The 20,125-nt window shown below is 41.5% G+C and carries 17 protein-coding genes; all 17 read left to right on the forward strand.

The window, feature by feature from the left end; translation table 11 throughout:
- The first annotated feature begins 96 nt into the window (after nt 1-96).
- Nucleotides 97-2,019 (forward strand): PTS fructose transporter subunit IIABC, encoded by a 1,923-nt coding sequence (locus BLR54_RS09125; RefSeq protein ID WP_090419911.1) that lies wholly within the window; start codon nt 97-99, stop codon nt 2,017-2,019.
- A gap of 281 nt (nt 2,020-2,300) precedes the next feature.
- On the forward strand, nt 2,301-2,564 hold the full coding sequence (locus BLR54_RS09130; protein WP_090419914.1) for an HPr family phosphocarrier protein: 264 nt from the start codon (nt 2,301-2,303) through the stop codon (nt 2,562-2,564).
- Nucleotides 2,565-2,594: 30 nt separating this feature from the next.
- Nucleotides 2,595-4,298: a phosphoenolpyruvate--protein phosphotransferase gene (gene ptsP, locus BLR54_RS09135; protein ID WP_090419917.1), complete on the forward strand. Its 1,704-nt coding sequence runs from the start codon at nt 2,595-2,597 to the stop codon at nt 4,296-4,298.
- A 246-nt stretch (nt 4,299-4,544) separates the two neighbouring features.
- Entirely contained in the window at nt 4,545-5,753 is a 1,209-nt protein-coding gene (locus BLR54_RS09140) for an SPFH domain-containing protein (protein WP_090419920.1), read from the forward strand.
- A 56-nt stretch (nt 5,754-5,809) separates the two neighbouring features.
- Nucleotides 5,810-7,390: a hypothetical protein gene (locus BLR54_RS09145; RefSeq protein ID WP_090419923.1), complete on the forward strand. Its 1,581-nt coding sequence runs from the start codon at nt 5,810-5,812 to the stop codon at nt 7,388-7,390.
- Nucleotides 7,383-8,174: a TPM domain-containing protein gene (locus BLR54_RS09150; RefSeq protein WP_090419926.1), complete on the forward strand. Its 792-nt coding sequence runs from the start codon at nt 7,383-7,385 to the stop codon at nt 8,172-8,174. Before BLR54_RS09145 ends, BLR54_RS09150 begins: the two co-directional genes overlap by 8 nt.
- 111 nt (nt 8,175-8,285) lie before the next feature.
- A complete protein-coding gene (gene rbr / locus BLR54_RS09155; protein ID WP_090419929.1) occupies nt 8,286-8,828 on the forward strand; it encodes a rubrerythrin in 543 nt (180 codons plus the stop codon).
- Between the two features lie 339 nt (nt 8,829-9,167).
- A complete protein-coding gene (locus tag BLR54_RS09160) occupies nt 9,168-9,554 on the forward strand; it encodes a GntR family transcriptional regulator (RefSeq protein ID WP_090419933.1) in 387 nt (128 codons plus the stop codon).
- Complete coding sequence (locus BLR54_RS09165; RefSeq protein WP_090419936.1) at nt 9,538-10,437, forward strand: ABC transporter ATP-binding protein; 900 nt, start codon at nt 9,538-9,540, stop codon at nt 10,435-10,437. Before BLR54_RS09160 ends, BLR54_RS09165 begins: the two co-directional genes overlap by 17 nt.
- Nucleotides 10,412-12,403, forward strand: coding sequence for a hypothetical protein (locus BLR54_RS09170; protein WP_090419939.1), 1,992 nt, complete (start codon nt 10,412-10,414; stop codon nt 12,401-12,403). Before BLR54_RS09165 ends, BLR54_RS09170 begins: the two co-directional genes overlap by 26 nt.
- Nucleotides 12,404-12,796: 393 nt before the next feature.
- Nucleotides 12,797-13,075 (forward strand): flagellar biosynthesis anti-sigma factor FlgM, encoded by a 279-nt coding sequence (gene flgM / locus BLR54_RS09175; RefSeq protein WP_090419942.1) that lies wholly within the window; start codon nt 12,797-12,799, stop codon nt 13,073-13,075.
- 72 nt (nt 13,076-13,147) lie between these two features.
- Nucleotides 13,148-13,660 (forward strand): flagellar protein FlgN, encoded by a 513-nt coding sequence (locus BLR54_RS09180; protein ID WP_090419945.1) that lies wholly within the window; start codon nt 13,148-13,150, stop codon nt 13,658-13,660.
- Between the two features lie 41 nt (nt 13,661-13,701).
- Complete coding sequence (gene flgK, locus BLR54_RS09185) at nt 13,702-15,558, forward strand: flagellar hook-associated protein FlgK (protein WP_090419948.1); 1,857 nt, start codon at nt 13,702-13,704, stop codon at nt 15,556-15,558.
- Nucleotides 15,559-15,604: 46 nt separating this feature from the next.
- On the forward strand, nt 15,605-17,593 hold the full coding sequence (flgK, locus tag BLR54_RS09190; protein WP_242871229.1) for a flagellar hook-associated protein FlgK: 1,989 nt from the start codon (nt 15,605-15,607) through the stop codon (nt 17,591-17,593).
- Between the two features lie 137 nt (nt 17,594-17,730).
- On the forward strand, nt 17,731-19,392 hold the full coding sequence (locus BLR54_RS09195; RefSeq protein WP_090419951.1) for a flagellin N-terminal helical domain-containing protein: 1,662 nt from the start codon (nt 17,731-17,733) through the stop codon (nt 19,390-19,392).
- Nucleotides 19,393-19,429: 37 nt separating this feature from the next.
- Nucleotides 19,430-19,882, forward strand: a complete 453-nt coding sequence (gene fliW / locus BLR54_RS09200; protein WP_090419953.1) for a flagellar assembly protein FliW — start codon at nt 19,430-19,432, stop codon at nt 19,880-19,882.
- A gap of 2 nt (nt 19,883-19,884) precedes the next feature.
- A complete protein-coding gene (gene csrA / locus BLR54_RS09205) occupies nt 19,885-20,106 on the forward strand; it encodes a carbon storage regulator CsrA (protein WP_090419956.1) in 222 nt (73 codons plus the stop codon).
- The last annotated feature ends 19 nt before the right edge of the window (nt 20,107-20,125 follow it).

Genomic DNA, 20,125 nt, shown 5'->3' on the forward strand with positions numbered 1-20,125 from the left:
AGCCACATCTTATATTGAAATTAATTGCTTTGCGGAGAGGGCAATTGATTTATAGATTATTATTCAATTTTAAAGTTTTAAAATGTAGGAGGGAATATGAGAATTTCAGAGTTCATTGATCCAAAAGGGATCCAGCTTCAGGTAGCTCTTGCTGACCAGAATGAAGCGATTGATAAGCTTATTGCTCTTCATGATGCAGTTGGCAACTTGAAGGATGCAGCAGGCTTCAAGACTGCAATCCTTGAGCGTGAAGCAAAGGGATCTACAGCAATCGGGAATGGTATAGCTGTTCCTCATGGTAAGTCAGCATCAGTTGCTAAGGCAGGTCTTGTTGCTATCACTTGCCCAGACGGTGTTGATTACAAAGCACTTGATGGAAAGCCAAGCAATCTTTTATTTATGATTGCAGCTCCAGAGGGTGGTGCAGATACACATCTTGAAGTTTTATCAAAGCTTATGACTATGCTTATGGACACAGCTTTCTGCAAGACTCTTGTTCAGGCAAAGTCAGTTGATGAATTCTTAAGTCTTATTGATAAGAAGGAAGCAGAGAAGGATGCTGAGTCTGGCGTAAAGGCTACAGCTACACCTTCAAAGAGCGGAAAGAAGATTGTTGCTGTTACAGCATGTCCAACAGGTATTGCTCATACTTTTATGGCTGCTGAGTCTCTTGAGCTTAAGGCTAAGGAGCTCGGTATTGGCTTCAGAGTAGAGAAGGATGGCTCAGGCGGAGCAAAGGATCCTCTTACTGCAGCAGAAATCGCTGAGGCAGATGCAGTTATCGTAGCTTGCGACAAGAACATTGATATGAGCGTATTCGATGGTAAGAAGGTTGTGCTTGCTTCTACAAAGGAAGCTATCCACACTCCTGAAGTATTATTCGAAAAGGCTGAGACAGCTTCTGTATATCATCATTCAGGAGCAGTTACAAAGAGAACAGACGATGCTAACGAGTCAATTGGCCGTCAGCTATACAAGCACCTTATGAATGGTGTATCTCACATGCTTCCATTCGTAATTGGTGGTGGTATCCTTATCGCTATCGCATTCTTGCTCGATGATTACTCAATCGATCCTAGCAACTTTGGTACAAATACACCAGTAGCTGCTTGGTTCAAGACAATTGGTGGTGGAGCATTTGGATTTATGCTTCCTGTACTTGCTGGTTTCATTGCTCAGTCTATCGCTGACAGACCAGGTCTTGCAGTTGGTTTCGTAGGTGGTTTACTTGCATCTACAGGTGCTACATTCGCTAATCCAGGTGGAGCTATTCCATCAGCTTTCCTTGGCGCATTAGTAGCAGGTTTCGCAGCTGGTTACTTCATGAAGTGGCTTGAAAAGGTATGTGAAGTACTTCCACAGTCTCTTGAAGGTATTAAGCCAGTACTTATTTACCCACTTGTTGGTATTGCAGTAATCGGTCTCATCATGTGCGCAGTAAACCCAATCGTTGGTGCTCTTAACGCTTGGATTTCTGGTGTACTTAATGGAATGGGTACAACATCACTTGTTCCACTTGGAATTATCCTTGGTGCTATGATGGCTACAGATATGGGTGGTCCTCTTAACAAGGCAGCATATGTATTCGGTACAGCAGCTCTTGCAGAGGCTAGCCAGGAGAACCCAACAGGTTGGATGATTATGGCAGCTGTTATGGTTGGTGGTATGGTTCCTCCAATCGCAATCGCACTTGCTACAATTATCTTCCCTAAGAAGTTTACAGTAGCTGAGAGAAAGGCTGGTCCTGTTAACTTTGTTATGGGCTTCTGCTTCATCACAGAGGGTGCTATCCCTTACGCAGCAGCAGATCCACTTCACGTAATCCCATCACTTATGGTTGGTTCAGGTGTTGCTGGTGCCCTTTCAATGGCATTCAAGTGTACACTTATGGCTCCACACGGTGGAATCTTCGTATTCCCTGTAGTTGGTCGCTGGGCTATGTACCTTGTAGCGCTTGCAGTTGGATCAGCAGTTAGCTGCTTGCTCCTTGGTGTATTAAAGAAGACAGTTGAGGATTAATTTCTCAATATCAATAATTCCTTCTATATAGAAGGTGCCAGAAGTGAGGATGAGGTGGACAAAATTAACTCCACCTCATCAGTCACCTCCGGTGTTAGCTTCCCCTGGAGGGGAAGCCTTGTTTTGTTTTTGACTAATTTGTTTGTTTTTTTTGATTTTTTTTATATTTTTTGTAGAAAAACGATTGTAGACAAATTGATTGTTTTTCTATAAAGTATATAAGTGACTTTTTATAGGGATTTATTTACGTAGTTTACGTTGAAACGAAAGGAGTTTTATTTATGGTTTCAAAAGTAGTTAAGGTTACAAACGAGCAGGGTATGCACATGCGTCCAGCAACAGTATTCAGCGCAGCTGTTACACCATTCGAGTCAGATGTTAAGATTGGTTTCAATGGTATGCAGTATGATGGTAAGAGCGTTATGATGCTTATGGCAGCTTGCATCAAGTGTGGTGCAGAAATCGAAATCATCTGTGATGGTTCTGATGAGGAAGCAGCACTTGCAAAGGCAGTAGAGCTCGTTGAGAGTGGTCTCGGAGATTAATTCTTCGGTAGATAAGGAGGAATAACATCTATGTACAAAGGCATAGAAGCGTCTAGAGGAATAGGTATTGGTAGCATTTGCCTTATCGTTGAGCGTGATTTATCTTTTGAGTCAAAGCACATCGATGATACAGAGGCAGAAAAGGCAAGATTCAACTCAGCAATTGAAAGTTTCAAGGCTGAGACAGCTGAGATGGCTGAGAATATCAGAAAGAACATCGGTCCAAAGGAAGCAGAGATTATGGAAGGCCATTTGGCTATGATCGCTGATCCTACAATGGCTGGTGAGATGACAAAGATGATCGATGCAGGTCAGTGTGCTGAGGCAGCTGTTACAGCAGTTTGCGATATGTTCATTGGCATGTTCTCTAAGATGGAGGACGATATGATGCGTCAGCGTGCATCTGATATCGCTGATATTAAGGTTAGCTTGCTTAAGATTTTACTTGGGGTAGAAGATGTAGATATCAGCAAGGTGGCACCGGGCACAGTTTTAGTTGCTCATGATTTAACACCATCTATGACATCTCAGATTGTTAAAGAGAATGTTGTTGGTATCATCACAGAAGTTGGTGGTAAGACATCTCATTCTGCAATTCTTGCAAGAGCATTAGAGATACCTGCAGTTCTTTCAGTTCCTAACATTACAGAAATTGTAAAGGACAAGGATACTGCTATCGTCGACGGTACAGAGGGTGATGTATATATTAATCCAGACGGTGAAGTTGTTTCAAAGTACGTGATTAAGCGTGAGGAGTTCATCCGTGCTCAGGCTGAGCTTAAGAACTTCTTTGGTAAAGAAACACTTACAGCTGATGGCGACAGAGTTGAACTTTTCTGTAACATCGGTACACCAAAGGATGCAAAGAAGGCTATCGAATGCGATGGCGAGGGCATTGGTCTTTTCCGTTCAGAGTTCCTTTTCATGGACAAGCCACATCTTCCATCTGAGGATGAGCAGTTTGAGGCTTACAAGGAAGCTGTTGAGACAATGGGTGGAAAGACAGTCATCATCCGTACACTTGATATCGGTGGTGACAAGGATATCCCTTATCTCGGTCTTGAGAAAGAGGAGAATCCATTCTTAGGTTACAGAGCAGTTCGTTACTGCCTTGCAAATGCAGATATTTACAAGACACAGCTTAGAGGTATCCTCAGAGCTAGTGCTTTCGGTAAGGTTAAGATTATGGTACCTCTCGTTACTTGCGTTGACGAGGTTCGTGCTGTTAAGGCTCTCGTTGAAGAGTGCAAGAACGAGCTTAAGTCAGAGGGCGTAAGCTTTGACGAGAAGATCGAAGTAGGTTGCATGGTTGAGACAGCAGCAGCTTCTCTTATTGCAGATATGCTTGCTAAGGAAGCAGATTTCTTCTCAATCGGTACAAACGACTTAACACAGTACACAATGTCTGTAGATAGAGGTAATGCAAACGTTGCATATCTTTACTCAGCATTCCAGCCAGCTGTTCTTCGTTCAATCAAGAACATTATCGAAGCTGGTAACAAGGCTGGTATTCCAGTTGGTATGTGTGGTGAGGCAGCAGCTGACCCACTTATGATTCCACTTCTTATGTCCTTCGGACTTGATGAGTACAGTGTGAACCCAGTTCTCGTACTCACAGCTCGTAGCATCATTTCTAAGTGGTCAAAGGCTGAAGCTGATGCTTTAGCAGAGAAGGTACTTAGCCTTTCTACAGAAAAAGAAATTGTTGAGGCTCTTAAGGCTGCAGCAAAATAAAGGCTTCTCCTTGAGGGTGCTAGGCTCCAGTGGAGCATGTTTAGCACCGACCGAGCCGGGAGGCGAGACAAGCTGTCACCAGAGGTGACTGATGAGGTGTGTTTTTGGATGAAGATACACCTCATCCGGGTCCTCTGGACCTACCTTCCCCTCAAGGGGAAGGCTTTTTTTTTATATGTACTTTTATAAAGGAGTCGGATTTGTTACAATGTAATAAATTCGTAAAAATTAGGGAGGATTATTCAAATGGGATTAATTCAGGCATTTAAGGGCTCAGTTTCAAATGAGCTTGCAAATCAGTGGAAGGAGTTCTTCGTTTGTGATTCTATGTCAAACGATATCCTTCTCAAGAGAGCAACACATAAGGTGTCAGGCTCTAGCTCAAACACAAAGGGCGAGCAGGATGTTATTACAAAGGATTCAGTGGTTATTGTAAATGAGGGCCAGTGTGCTCTTTTAGTAGATAGTGGAGCTATTATTGATGTGGCTGCAGAGCCAGGAGCATATTCTTGGGAAGACAACGGTTCTGCTTCAATCTTTGCAGGAGATTTTGCTGCAATATTTAAGGAGTTTGGTAGAAGATTTACCTTTGGTGGTGAGAAGCCAGTTCAGCAGAGAGTCTACTTTGTAAACACAAAGGATATTACTGGTCTTAAGTTTGGTACACCAAGCCCAATTCCATTCAGAGTATTAGACGCAAACATCGGTCTTGATATGGATACAAACTTAAAGTGCAACGGTAACTACAGCCTTAAGGTTTCAGATCCTACTGCACTTTACACAAATCTTGCAGGTAACGTAAAGAACGAGTACACAATCGATGATATTCAGGATCAGCTTCGTGCTACATTTATTCAGGGCTTACAGCCAGCGCTTGGCAAGCTTTCTGGTATGGGAATCAGACCATCAGCAATTCCTGGTTACACAAAGGAAATCTCTGATGCAATGGCAGAGGAGCTTAACCACGACTGGACAGAGAAGTATGGCTTAAGTGTTACTTCTGTACAGATTCTTGCAACAATCATTCCAGAGGATGATGCGGCAACTCTTAAGGAGCTTCAGAAGACAGGTGCTCTTCGTTCACAGGCTATGGCAGGCGCTACACTTGTACAGGCTCAGGCAGAGGCTATGAAGACAGCAGCTGGCAACGCAAACGGAGCAGCAATGGGATTCTTTGGTATGAACATGGCTATGCAGGCTGGTGGCGCAAATGCAGCTGATTTATTGAACCAGGGTGCACAGCAGGGCATGATGGCAGGACAGGCTATGGGTCAGCAGGGAATGATGCAGGGCCAGCAGATGGGTCAGCCACAGGCTCAGCCAAACTTCAACGAAGTTCAGCAGGGACAGGCACCAGCAGGACAGGCTCCAGCAGGTGACAGATGGTTCTGCCCAAATTGCGGAAATGAGAATCATGGTAATTTCTGCATCAACTGCGGAACAAAGAGACCATAGCAATAAGGTCTTTCTGATAGCAGAAAGTATTAATAATAGTTTTTGGAGAATAATGAATGGCAACAATGTTTCCCTGTCCAAATTGCGGTGGACAGCTTAGATATTCTATCGAAGGTCATGCTTTAAGATGCCAATCCTGCGGTGAGTTAACTGAGATGGCAGACTACAAGCCTGACGATAAGATAGGCTTTGATACAGTAACAACTAATATTTATCAGTGCCCAACCTGTGCGGGTGAGATTCAGCTTTTTGATAATGATGGCATGGAGTTTTGTCCATTCTGTGGCAATCAGGCTGTCATGTCAGAAAAGTTCTCCACAGAGGGAGCACCCAAATATGTACTTCCTTTCAAGCTCACAAAGCAGCAGGCAAAGGACAAATATGATCTTTTCACTAAGAAGCTTCATTTTGCACCTGAAGGACTTAATAGCAACGAGAGCATCGACAAGATGGTGCCTTTGTATGTGCCATATTACTTGTATGATTACAGCGCAAGGGATACCATCACCTTCAAGGGTGTATCAAATCAGACTAGTGGAGATTACACCATCATTAACAAGGCTAATGTGAACGTAAAGGTGGATGTTGATCACTTGAAGGTTCCATTTGATGCATCACAAAGCTTGGATGATACCATGGCAGAGGTTTTGGAGCCTTTCCCTATGGAAGAGATTGAGGATTTCAATCCGGGATTTTTAGCAGGTTTCTTCGTGGAGAATTCCACAGTAGAAAAGGATCTTTATCAGGATGATGCCATGGATAAAGCGGTGGATTATTTAACTGGAAAGGTCATTGCCAAAGCTGGCGAATACCATCCAGAGCTTGGTGCAAAGACAGAGGTAGAAGGTGCTATTATAAACGACCTTAACTACAACTGCACAGATGGTGCTTATCTTCCAATGTACTTCCTGACTTCACGTGAAGGCGACAGAGTGGCATATTCCATCGTGAACGGAGCCACAGGAAAGACTTACATAGATATGCCGATTGAAAAGCACAAGTTGTTTAGACGTGCAATCAGCACTTCAGCAATTATATTTGTAGTTCTTCTTTTGGCAAGCTTTGTAATGGGCTTCAGCTTTAAGGTTAAGAGCCTTTGTTCAATCGGAGCATTTATTTCTTCTTTGGTGGCACTTACTGGTGCCATCCTTGCCAACAAGACCTATCGTCGAGACAATCACCTGGATGATAAGGGATACTTCATGACAAAGGATGAAGCAAAGAAGAGCAAGGCTACTGTTAAGAAGAAGCCAGGCAGTCTTCCAACCTTTGTTTGGTCTGCACTTATAGTATTCTTTGGAATCATAGTATTCCTTGTATTCATGGGCAACGTAAACGTGTTTGGCATACTGCCATATCTTTTATATCCTACCAGCTTTGTGATGGTTATAGTTGCTTTATGCAAGGTTGGAAAAGGAAAGAAGAAGGTTATGCTTCTTGGAATTCTTGGCTGGTTTGCAGCCTTGGTAGTTCGTTTGGCTAACCTTCCAAATGATATATGGTATTTCGGAGCCCTAATCATAGCCTTTATGATTATTCTGAAGGCCATCACTTCAATCGTGGAGGAGTACAATCGATTTGCAACCCACCCATCACCTCAATTCTTAAAGAAGGGAGGTAGATTGGAGAATGCGTAAGCTTTTAAATTGTTTGGTAGTAGTCTTCACATTAACATTTCTGCTTCTACCTATAAATGCAAAGGCAGAGGGCAACAATGTTTATGTGGTGGATGATGCTAATCTATTAACCTCAGATGAAAGAACTGAGATACGAAACTATCTTCAGGGTCTAAAAGATAGTATCAATTATGTGGTTGTAACCAGCGACACCAGTGCTTATGGCTACAACCCAGATGATATTTTGACTCACTACTACACAGCAAAATATTCAAACTATGATGATGGTATTGCTTTCATCATTGATATGTACGACCGTGAGATTTATATCCAGGGATATGGCGATGTTCAGAGAAAAATCGGCAATGCTGACGCCCTTGATATCACAGACAATTGCTATAGATACGCTTCTAAGGGAGACTACTTCAGCTGTGTTATGACAGCCATGAAGCAGGCAGATACCTTGGTTAATGGCGGATTTATTCTTCGTCCAATGAGAATTATTGCAGCGTTCCTTTTGTCTATCTTGCTTGGTTTCCTTGGAACCTTCTTTATGGCAATGATGGAGCGCTCGAAGGTGGATTTCTCATCTTCAGGAAAGGCTTCCCAGATAATTATGACTGGTGCAGCCCTTGCTGGCACAGCGGTAATCTACGACACAAAGCGTATTCATAGAGCTCAGTCCAATACCTCAAGCGGAGGCTTTTCTGGCGGAGGCGGAGGATTCTCCGGCGGCGGAGGCGGTTTCTCGGGAGGCGGCCATTCAGGCGGCGGTGGACACTCTGGCGGTGGACACAGTTTCTAAAATCAGTTAATAAAAATTTAAGAATTACCCAAGCCTATTTCTATATAGGTTTGGGTTTTTTTATGTTATACTGACCTCAACGTAAACGTTTCGTAAAAGGAGGATTTTTATATGGCAGAAAACAAATATGCAGGCACAAAGACAGAGAAGAACCTCTGGGAGGCATTTGCTGGTGAATCAATGGCTCGCAACAAGTACACATACTTTGCATCGGTAGCAAAGAAGGCTGGATACGAGCAGATTGCAGCACTTTTCCTTAAGACAGCAGACAACGAGAAAGAACACGCTAAGCTTTGGTTCAAAGCTCTTGGCGGAGTTGGTGATACGAAAGAAAACCTTCTTCATGCAGCAGAGGGTGAGAATGCAGAGTGGACTGATATGTACGAGCGCATGGCAAAGGAAGCAGACGAGGAAGGCTTCCATGACCTTGCTGAGCAGTTCCGTGGGGTAGCCGCTATCGAGAAGGCTCACGAAGAGCGTTACCGCAAGCTTCTCCACAACGTAGAAGCAATGGAAGTGTTCAAGAAGAGCGGTGTAACCATGTGGGAGTGCCGCAACTGTGGACACGTGGTAGTAGGCATCGAGGCCCCAGACGTCTGCCCAGTTTGCAAACATCCACAATCATACTTCGAAGTTCGCGAAGAAAACTACTAAACCGTACCCTCGTATCTAATATACTAAGCCAGCACTTTTATAAAGTGTTGGCTTATTTTTTTTCAGCACACAACCTTGGCAGCGCGAGCAGTAGTATTAAAGGTTAAGTAGACTTTTTTCAGCTCATAGTCTTGGTAGGCGCGAGCAAGAGGGCCCCATGCCAAGCTAGGAAGGAACCCGAAGGGGAGGTTGCCTAGCTTGAGTATGGGAGATGGCTTGCGGGAGCATGTTGACTTAGGATGCTGAAAAAAATTGTTGACATTTGGAATGGGCTGGGTTATAAGTGTATTAGAACAGATAATACAGTTAATACACTGTGGCATTTTAGGAGGGTATTAGATGATCCAGCTAAATTTCAGGGACGCTAAGCCTATCTACGAGCAAATAAAGGATGGCCTCCGCCGGCTGGTAGTAACCGGTGCGGTGAGGAAGGATGAGAAGCTACCTAGCGTTCGCGAGCTAGCCACCAGCTTGTCAATCAACCCAAACACTATCCAAAAAGCTTATAGAGAGCTAGAGCAAGAAGGATACATTTACACAGTTGCTGGTAAAGGAAGCTATGCAGCGGAGCGAGCTGACGTTGCCTCAAGGAGGAATGATGAACTTATGAAGGAATTCGATGAGATTGTAAAAGAACTTCTATATTTATGTGAAGATAAAGATATCCTGATTAGACGTATTGAAGAACTGGCGAAGGGAGGAGAACAAAGTGATAGAAGTAAGTAAAGTTACAAAAAAATTTGGCGACTTTGTTGCTCTCGACGCCTTGGATATGAGAGTTCCCAAGGGAGCCATCTATGGCCTTGTTGGCCCTAACGGAGCTGGTAAGTCCACAATCATTCGTCATCTTTCAGGTGTTTACAAGCAGGATGAAGGTCAGGTGCTCATCGACGGTCAGCCTGTATACGAAAACGATGCAATCAAAAGAAGATATGCTGTAATCCCAGATGATATCTTTTATTTCACTCAGGCAAACACCATTGATATGATGAAATTCTATAAGAGCATGTATCCAAACTTCGATGAAGCTCTTTTCAAGAAGATTATGGATTGCTTCCCAGCAATCGATCCTAAGAAAATGGTGAGAAGTCTTTCAAAGGGTATGCAAAAGCAGGTTGCTTTTATGCTTTCCATAGCATCAAGACCTGAACTTATGATTCTTGATGAGCCTGTAGATGGACTTGATCCTGTTATGCGTCGTCAGATTTGGAGCCTTATTATGTCTGACGTGGCAGAGAATGGCCTTACTGTTTTAGTCAGCTCCCACAATTTACGTGAGCTTGAGGATGTTTGTGACCATGTGGGTATTATGAACAATGGTAAGATTCTGATTGAGCGTTCTTTAGACGAGCTTCAGACTTCAATCACCAAGATTCAGATTGCCTTCGAAGGTGAAATGCCACCTATCCCACAAGAGATTAAGGTGCTTAAGAAAATCACAAACGGACGTGTACATACACTCATCGTCAAGGGGGAACCAAGAGAAGCTGAGCAGAAGATTGCTCAAATGAAGCCACTTCTTATGGATGTGCTTCCTCTTACCCTTGAAGAAATCTTCATTTATGAGTTAGGAGGTGAAAACTATGCAGTCAAAGACATCATTTTTTAACATGACTTTGTTTAAGAAGAATATTAGTAGAACTTGGATAGCTGGACTTGTATATTTCATCATCCTGATTTTATCATTACCAGTTACATTTATAATTAGCAATGCAAATGCAGCAGATGATTATATGGCAGATATGGGATACACTATGGAGATGCGACTTTATCAGCATATGTCAGTGGTACCTACTGCATCCTTTGCAATGGTAATGTCAATTATTGTGACAGCAATTACATTTTGGTATTTGTTTAGTAAGCGTGACAATTATATGATGCATTCTTTCCCAGTTAACAGGGCAAGCTTGTTTTTCACAGGTATACTTTCAAGCATGGTTGTAACCTTATTACCAGTGCTTGTAACAGCTATCCTTATGACAGGTGTAGCAGTTGGAATGGGAACAGCTAGTGTTAGCTGTATCTGGTATTGGACAATTATTGTGGTAGTCAGCACCATCCTGTTTACATCCATTGCAATGTTTTCACTTATGACCACAGGTCAGATGGTGACAGCCATACTATTTTATTTTACCTTCAACTTCCTATATCTTTTAATGGAATTAGCTTTTAGACTCACAGCAAGTGCCCTTATGTTTGGTATGGGACAGGCATTAACAGGAATAACCTTCAAGATTTGGTCTCCAATAATGTTCATTCCAGTTAATACATCTGTTACATCAGATATTCAGACAGATGACTATGGCAGCAAGGTAATAGGCTTCACACATAGCTTTGATGGAGCACAGTATTTGCTGATTTACTTTATTGCAGCTCTTGTAATCATAGCTATCAGCTTCATGATGTATAAAAAGAAGAAGCTAGAAACCGTTCAGGATTTCATTTCTGTACCATGGCTCAAGCCTGTATTTTCAGTTGGAATGTCCTTCTTCATTTCAATGGTAGCAGGTGCTTCAGCAGCATCTATGCTTGAAGTGTTTAAGCCATTCTCTTTCAATGTAAGATACATAGTTGCCATTATATTTATTACAGTAATTGGTATAGTAATTTTCTATGCAACACAGATGATGATTGAAAAGACTCTTAGAGTTTTCTCTGTGAAGACTTTGAGCAAATGTCTTGGTTACACTGTAGCAGCTCTAGTTGTTATACTTGGTCTTCGCCTTGATGTATTTAAAATCGAGGATAAGGTTCCTGCTGAAAAGAATATTGAGTGGGCAGCTATTAGCGGCGAGTACACAATGGTTTTTCAGGATCAAAAAAATATAAAGCAAGTTCGAGAGCTTCACAAGAATTTCTTAGAGGATAAGAAGGAACTTAGAGACGTTGCAACACTTTTCCCAGAGGATGGAACATCAACTCTTGATATTAAGTATAAGTTGAAAAACGGTGATGTTATAGTCCGAAGCTACGATGTGATAAACACAGAGGCTAAGGATGCGACAGCAACCTACGTTGCAGCTACACAACCTATATTGGATTTTGTTAACAAGCCAGAGATTATCAAGGAACATGTCATTGGAAACACTTGGAACACAGGTTTTATAAAAGAAATGACATTCAGTACCTATATTTATGATGACAACGTAAAGGATTTCGTGTATGATAGTAACGAATTTGTGAACCTTACAGACAAGGAAAAGAGAGAAAAGTATGAAAGAGTTTACAAAGCCCTGCTTAAGGATGTAGATGAAGGCAAGGTTTTCGTTCAGAAGTTTGGTTATGATGAGGATGATGCAAGCATCTCAGACAATCAGCTTTACAACGATTTCTATTTCACAATACGTGATGAGAAGAACATTTATATCTCTGATTTAGATCTATATTGGGGAGAACAATTCGTTCAGACCATGTATGAGCAGGATATTTCAGTAGCCCTTACAAGAGATTGCAAGAATGTACTTAAAGCTCTTAAGGACGAAGAATTCTATGACGATGATGACAAGCTTGTTACCTATGGTGAATATAATAAAATCATGGGATATAATGAGGATGAATCATACGCTAGTTATTAATTTGCTTACTTCTTAATTCTCAATCCGAAATACTATTCAACAAAGCTAGGCTTTGGATGAATAGACCAATTCTCATGAACCCGAGGACCTCTCATCCTCGGGTATTTTTTTATTTATAGCGATTTTCTTGCTGGAAGAGGAAAGAATCCTGTAAAATAAAGAAAAATAGTCCGCTAAAGAAACCCTAAGAACAGTCCGATATAAAAATAGACAAAAGAAATTTGAAATTTTTGTTAATTTTTTTATTGTTAGGTGTTAAGTTTTATTTAGCACGTTCCGATAAATGAAGTGTAGAGAATAATGCAGCTATTCATTTATGTTTATGGGATTATGAAAAATGGTGTTGAATAGCTGAAAAAATGGCCAACAAAGGGAGGAAAGGAGTGTGGCGATATGCGTATAGAGGCTTACAATCAGGTAGCTCAGCTCTATCAGACATCAAACACTAAAAACACAACACAGACTGCAAAGGCAAATGGAATGGGCCGTGACCAGGTTCAGATTTCATCAACAGGTAAAGACTACCATGTTGCAAAGAAGGCAGTCTCTGAGGCGGCGGACATCAGAGAAGATCTTGTAGCAGACGTAAAGGCTAGAATTAAAGCTGGTACTTACGATGTTAGTTCAGACGACTTCGCTGAGAAATTATTGTCTCGTCTTGAATCAATTTAGTGCTATTTCAGACAGAGCGACAGTGTGCAAAAAATGCTGAATAGTAACTACGGTTAAAGTGAGGATGATTGCGTGGCTAGTTTAATGGATGAATTGCTCTTAACTATGGATGGTGAAAGGGAGCAGTATGAAAAGTTAATTAGTCTTAATGGAGAAAAGAAGGATTCTATTATCCATAAGAAGCTTGACGTACTGGAAGCTATAACCGCCCAGGAGCAGGCCATCGCAGACTCCTTGTTGGAGCTGGAGAAGAGACGTGGGGACCTGTTGCGTAGCATTGCAGCAGTAATGGGTCACGACGGTGAGCAGATTACCGTATCATGGATGATCGATAATTTGTCCAACCAGCCTGTAGAGAGAGAACAGCTTATAACAGCAAGAGGCAAGTTAATTGAGGCAGCTGACAGTGTTCAGGTGTTAAATTTTCAAACCCAAAATTTACTTAAGCAAGCACTGGAAATGGTGGAATTTGACATCACACTTTTGAAGAGCATTAAGCAAGCTCCTCAAACATCAAACTATGGCAGGGATGCTGTTACTACAGGAGATTTATTAGGTAGATCAGGATTTGATGCTAAACAGTAGGAAAAGGATGTCCTTAAAGTTAGCAGCTTTAAGGAGGACTTATGGCTAATAGTTTTGGAAGCTTATATGTTGGAGCATCTGGCCTTCAGTCAGCATCACATGGTTTAAATACAACAGCTAACAACCTTTCGAACATCAACACAGAAGGTTATGTTCGTGAGCAGGTTGTTTATGAAGATAAAAACTATCAGAAAATAGGGGATGCCGCTATAAGTACACAGTTCCGTGGACTTGGCGTGCAGGTAGGAACGATCGTCCACGCTCGCGATATCTTTTTAGACAAAGCATATCGTCAAGAGAATGGGCGACATTCTTTTTATGACGCTAGCTCAGAAGCAGTGCAGGAGGTTATCACACATCTGCAGGAATCTGACGGCGAAGCTTTTAAGGCTGCTATCGAAAACTTCGAGGAAGCCTTTGAAGAGTTTGCCAAGAATCCTTCAGATACTGTTAACCAGAACCTGGTATTGCAGAAGGCTAGCCTTTTTTTGGCCCGTGCACAGGCGGTGGAAGATGGATTCGAAGATTATCAGACTATTATCAATTCCAAGATTAAGGAAAAGATAAATCGTATAAACGATATTGGAAAAGAATTAATTGATTTAAATAAAAGAATACAGACTATTGAAGCAGGACGTGTCGAAAAAGCTATGGAGCTAAGAGACAAGCGAGACCTGCTTATTGATGAGCTTTCAGGCTTAGCAAGAATTGCATATGAAGAGCAGCCTTCTGGTGTTGTAAAGATTGAAATCGAAGGCGTTGAATTCGTAGACGAGGTTAATTACTATCCTGTAGGAATTCTTGAAAACAAGAGAACCGGCTATGTAACACCATATTGGCCACAGCTTTCAGATATAAAGGATCCTGACGACGAAAGTCAGAATTATTATTATCCTTTATTTGATACCACACAGGTAAGTGCCGAGAAGAATTCAGATATTGGTGAATTGAAGGCCTTGATAATGGCAAGAGGTACTGGTTGGAGTAATTATCTTGGATTCTACGATGATTATGGTAATCCAATTAGTTCAGAGAGTTACGAAAAGGGAATTGCAAATTCCATAATGATGAACTCTGAAGCCGAGCTGGATACCCTTATCCATCAGGTAGTAACAGAGATTAACGATATCTTTTCACCTGTTACAGCTGCTTCAAACCTTAGCAAGTTCCAGGGAGTAACAGAATTCTCTTATCAGGATGAAGAAGGAAATACAGTTGTAGTAGATGACCTGAGCAAATTCTTAGTTTTGGATGAAGATAACTGCTCAGTTGGTAGCGACAAGATAATGCCACCAAAGGAACTGTTCGTTAGAAATGGTTGCGATAGATATTTGGATATGAACGGAACGGAAGTTACCTACTATGCACCAAAGCTGGATGATAACGGAAATCCTACAGATGAGGTTGAGGAGAAAAAAGCTATCGTTTACATCTACAACGAAGAAGACATTACCGACACCTCAATGTGCTACACCTTAAAGAGCTTAACAATAAACGAGAACCTGATTAAGCAGGAAGCTTATCTTCCTCATTTAAAGTATCAGGAAAATACATGGGCAGTTGATTATGAGCTTGGTGTCAGCCTCAGTAAGATTTGGAATCAGCAGGATTTCCACCTGAATCCAAGCGACACCACACCATGTGGCTACAGCGGTTTCTATGTAAAGTGGATTGGTGAAATCGGAAACACAGGAAATGTTTACAAGTCCACAGCCCAGTCTTTAGAGGGCACCAAAGAAGAAATCGAGTTTAGTCGACAGGGGGTCATCGGAGTTTCTTCTGATGAAGAGCTTACAATAATGATTAAATATCAGTCAGCATACAACGCAGCTAGCCGATATATAAATGTAGTAAATGAAATGATTGAGCATGTGGTTACATCTCTTGGTCATCCTTAAAGTCTAGTTTTGATTAACAAAATAGAGTGACAGAAAGGAACAGCTTATGTCATCAACATTCTTTGGATTAACAATCGCATATTCAGGCTTGAATACAGCACAGGCTCAGATTAACACCACAGCCAACAATATTTCCAATGTAAATACTGTTGGATATAGCCGTCAGGTAGTTAATACTGTTGCTTCTTCAGCTCTTCGTTGTTATCAGAGCTGGGGCACAACCGGTACTGGTGTTGAAGCCGAGTCAGTAACTCAGCATCGCGATGCCTATTATGATGAAAAATACTGGAATAATTCTTCAGCCCTGGGCTTCTACGAGAAGAAGCAGTACTACATGAACCAGATTGAGAATTATTATTCTGAGCTTAACAGCCAGGCAGGTTTCTCTACTATTTATGCAAAGATGTTTAATGCCATGAGCACCATGCAGGGTTCACCTGGTGATATGACAGTAAGAAAGCAGTTTATTTCCACTGCTAAACAGCTTACAGAATATTTCAATCAGTTATCCACAAAGCTGGATGAATTACAGAGTGCTATAAACGATGAGATTAAAACAGCTGTTGATGATATTAATGCTGTATCAGAAAAGGTAGCAATCCTTACAAAGCAGATTAACGTTATCGAGCAAGGTGGCGGACATGCCAACGAGCTTCGCGATCAGCGTTCAAATCTTATAGATAAGCTTTCTAAATTAGTGGACGTAAAAGTAGAGGAGAGAGAAGTTAGAAACTCAGCGGATCCTGATATGAAAACAGGAGCCACTTACTATACTGTATATATCAATGGTCAGGTTTTGGTAGATACCTACGAGCACAATACTTTGGCGGTTAAGTCCCGCGAGCTTAGCGAGCTTCACAACCAGTCAGATATTGATGGTTTGTATGACATCATTTGGGAAAAGGATGGAAATGTCTTTAACGCAACACCAAGTTCTAGTGGCGGTGAGCTAAAGGCCATGTTTGAGGTTCGTGATGGTAATAATAAAGAAAATTTGCAGGGGCAGGTAGTTCAATCCTCAGCAAAAACAATTACTATCGCATATACGAATACAACAAAGATTAACGAACTGAATCTTCCATCAAGAGGACAGCTGGAAACCAACAGCACCAAGTACACTTACGATGATTTCTCTTTCAACACAAATGAAGATGGCGAGATTGAAACCGTAACCTTCTATCTTAACGAAACACTTAATGTGCTTGAGCAGAAGAATGTGCTTTCAAAGCCTTTGGAGGTTGGTAACGCTGTTGCTTACATGGGTATCCCATATTATCACAATCAGATGAATCTCTTCCTTCGTAATTTCTGTGAGGCCTTTAATAACGTGGAAATCGGAGCAGAACTTTATGATGCTAATGGAAGAGCCATTACAGACATTGACCTGGACAATCTTCCAGCAGAGCTTTACGACAAAAATGGTGATTTGATTGACGATATTGATAAATATCTTGAAGATGTAGGTGTTGACCGAAATGGCGACAGAATGGGATCCTTCTTCATCGCAAAGGATAAGATTGATCTTAGCGTAGAGCATCAGATGCGTGATGACAACACCAGCGCAACTATCTATAGCAAGGAAGATGTGGATGATAGCACAAAGAAATATGAGAGCTATTATCTTCTCACAGCAAAGAATGTAAGTATCGCAAAGAAGACAGATAAGGATGCAGCTCTCTTTGCCACCACAAACTTAGGCAACTTCACCTCTGGCGTGGATGCTGCACATTTAATCGAAGATATTCAAAAGCTTCAGTCAAAGACAGAACTTTTCAGAGGTAGCGGCGGAGATTCTTTCCTCCAGTGTATGTACTCAGACGTTACTGTTGATACACAGGAATGTAAAATCTTCACCTCTAACTTTACAAACATACAGAGCGCCATCTCTGATCAGCGAATGTCAATCGCTGGTGTAGATGAAGACGAAGAGGCATTGGACCTTATCAAATTCCAAAATGCCTACAACTTGGCATCTAAATGTATTTCGGTTTTCTCCGAAATATATGATAGATTGATATTGCAGACTGGAGTCTAATACGGAGGATATTTTCATATGCTTTAGCTTATGAAAATGTTCTCCCACAGCACATCCCCATTGCCCATTAGGGCAATCATTAATGGATGTGCTTTCCCGCTAGCCTTAGAAAGAGTTAATTATTTGAGGTGATTTTTATGAGAGTTACAAACAAAATGATAATGAACAACGCAGCATCAAATATCAACACCACCAAGGAGTGCGTCAACACCCGAAACAAGCAGATGACATCTCAGAAGAAAATTGACCGCCCTTCAGATGACCCTGTAGTAGCTGTGCGTTCCCTCAGATTGTCAACAACACTCTCTCAGGTAACTCAGTATTACAAGAAAAATATACCTGATGCTACAAGCTGGTTGGATGTTACAGAGACATCCCTCATAAACATCAGAAAGCTGATGGACGACTGCAGAACCATAGCAGTGAAGGGCTCTACAGACACCTACAACCACGAGGATAGAAACACAATGATTACTCAGCTGGAGTCTCTCCAAAAGCAAATTTTCGCTGAAGGAAATGCAGACTATGCTAGCCGTACAGTTTTCACCGGCTTCAGAACAAATTGCAATCTTACTTTCCTTGAGGAAGAGCCAGAGACTACCTATAGAATCACTCAAAACCTCAGTGTGGAAGATTGCATGGAAGAGCATAGATATTATTCTGGCACAAGCGTTGTTCCTACAACGGAAACAGAGCTTGCTGCAACAGAAAATATTAATGATTTGTCTCAGACAAACCTTTATCGCATGCGCTTGAACTACAGCTTAAACTATAACAACAATGTTGGAACTATTAATAGCTTCAAGTTTGGTGACATATTTGATTACACCATGGACTATAACGCTACTACAGATACCTATGATGATAATGCAATAGTTACCCATGTAGTCGGTTCCGACACCTATGTCTTTGCATCCTTTGAAAACGAGGACGCTTGGGCAGCAAGCACCGCAGAAAATATAAAGGGTGCGCCAGATACAGAAAGTGGAATCACAACTATCGAAGGTCTTAAAACTGTGGGCGACAACAACATCATCTTGATTAAGGAAACTGGCGAGCTTATCCTAGGCAAGGAAATTGCAGCGAAGCTTAAGAAGGAAAATGCAGTTGTTGAAGTGCAGTATGATAAGACAGGATTTAGAGAGGGTGAACTTCGACCAGAGTATTACTACAACTGTGAGAAGCTTGCATCTTCTAATCCTAACGATGTAAAGCTTCCTATCACTTACAAGAAATTTGATGACAACGGTGATGTAATTCACTTTGATATTGAATATACCATCGCAGCAAATCAGACTATCACCATTAACACTGAGGCATCCAACGTGTTTACCAGCGATATCCAAAGAGATATTTCTGAAATGATTGAGGCTGTTAAATTGGCCAAGAATGCAGAGGATAAGCTGAACGACATTAAGAGAATGCAGGGTGAAAGCAAGTATGCTTCTGACGAAGATCAGGCTTATTTAAAGCAGTGGTATGACGCAGTTAAAAAGGAAAGCGATTACTTTAATGATAATATGCAAAAACTTTTTAACACAGAACTAGGCAAAATTGATGAATATTATGCTACAATAAGTTTAGGTATAACTGATTTGGGATGTAAGAAGGATTCACTTGACCTTACGAAGACCAGAGTGGGGGACCAGCAAGAAACGGTACAGGGTCTTCAGTCAAGCAATGATGATTTAGATTTATCCCAGATAATCATCGACTATACAGCCGCTTACACCGCATATCAGGCATCGCTTACAGCCGCTGGAAAGCTGGGCGAATCTACACTTTTGAATTACTTATAGTAGTTGTTACAAAATAACACCAAAAGGAGAAGGGATAATGCGCGTAAAAACTAGACTGTTCGGCGAAATCGAGATTTCCGATGAAAAAGTCATCAATCTCATTCATGGGCTTATAGGTTTTCCAGACATGAAGAGATATACCCTCATTTTCGACGAAGAAAAAAATGACAAGGGCAATATCATGTGGCTGCAATCTCTGGATGAAACAGATTTTGCTATGCCAGTTATGCTTCCACACGTTGTAAAGCCAGATTATGCACCAGCTTTCAACGAAGATGCACTTCAGCAGCTTGGGGATTTAAAGCAAGGCAACACCTACATGCTTGTTACAGTACGTGTACCTAAAAATCCAAAGGAAGCATCAATCAATTTAAAGGCTCCAATCGTCATTAACACAGACACAAATGTAGGCGACCAAATTATTATCGATGGTAATGAGCCAGTTAGATACCTTATTCATGACGCAATACATGGAAAGGATGGTGAGTAGCGATGTTGGCATTAACTAGAAAAACAGGCGACGCTATTATGATCAACAACAACATCGAGATTACAGTCCTTGAAGTTCGCGGTGATCAGGTCAAGATAGGTATTTCAGCACCAAAAGAGGTGTCCATATATCGTAAAGAAGTATACTTAGAGATTCAGAAAGAAAATGAAGAAGCTCAACAGATGACAATGGATGATGTTGAAGCTCTTAAGAATTTACTCTAATAATAAAATCCACTGGTTA

The organism is Pseudobutyrivibrio sp. YE44, from assembly GCF_900104335.1.
Lineage (GTDB): Bacteria > Bacillota > Clostridia > Lachnospirales > Lachnospiraceae > Pseudobutyrivibrio.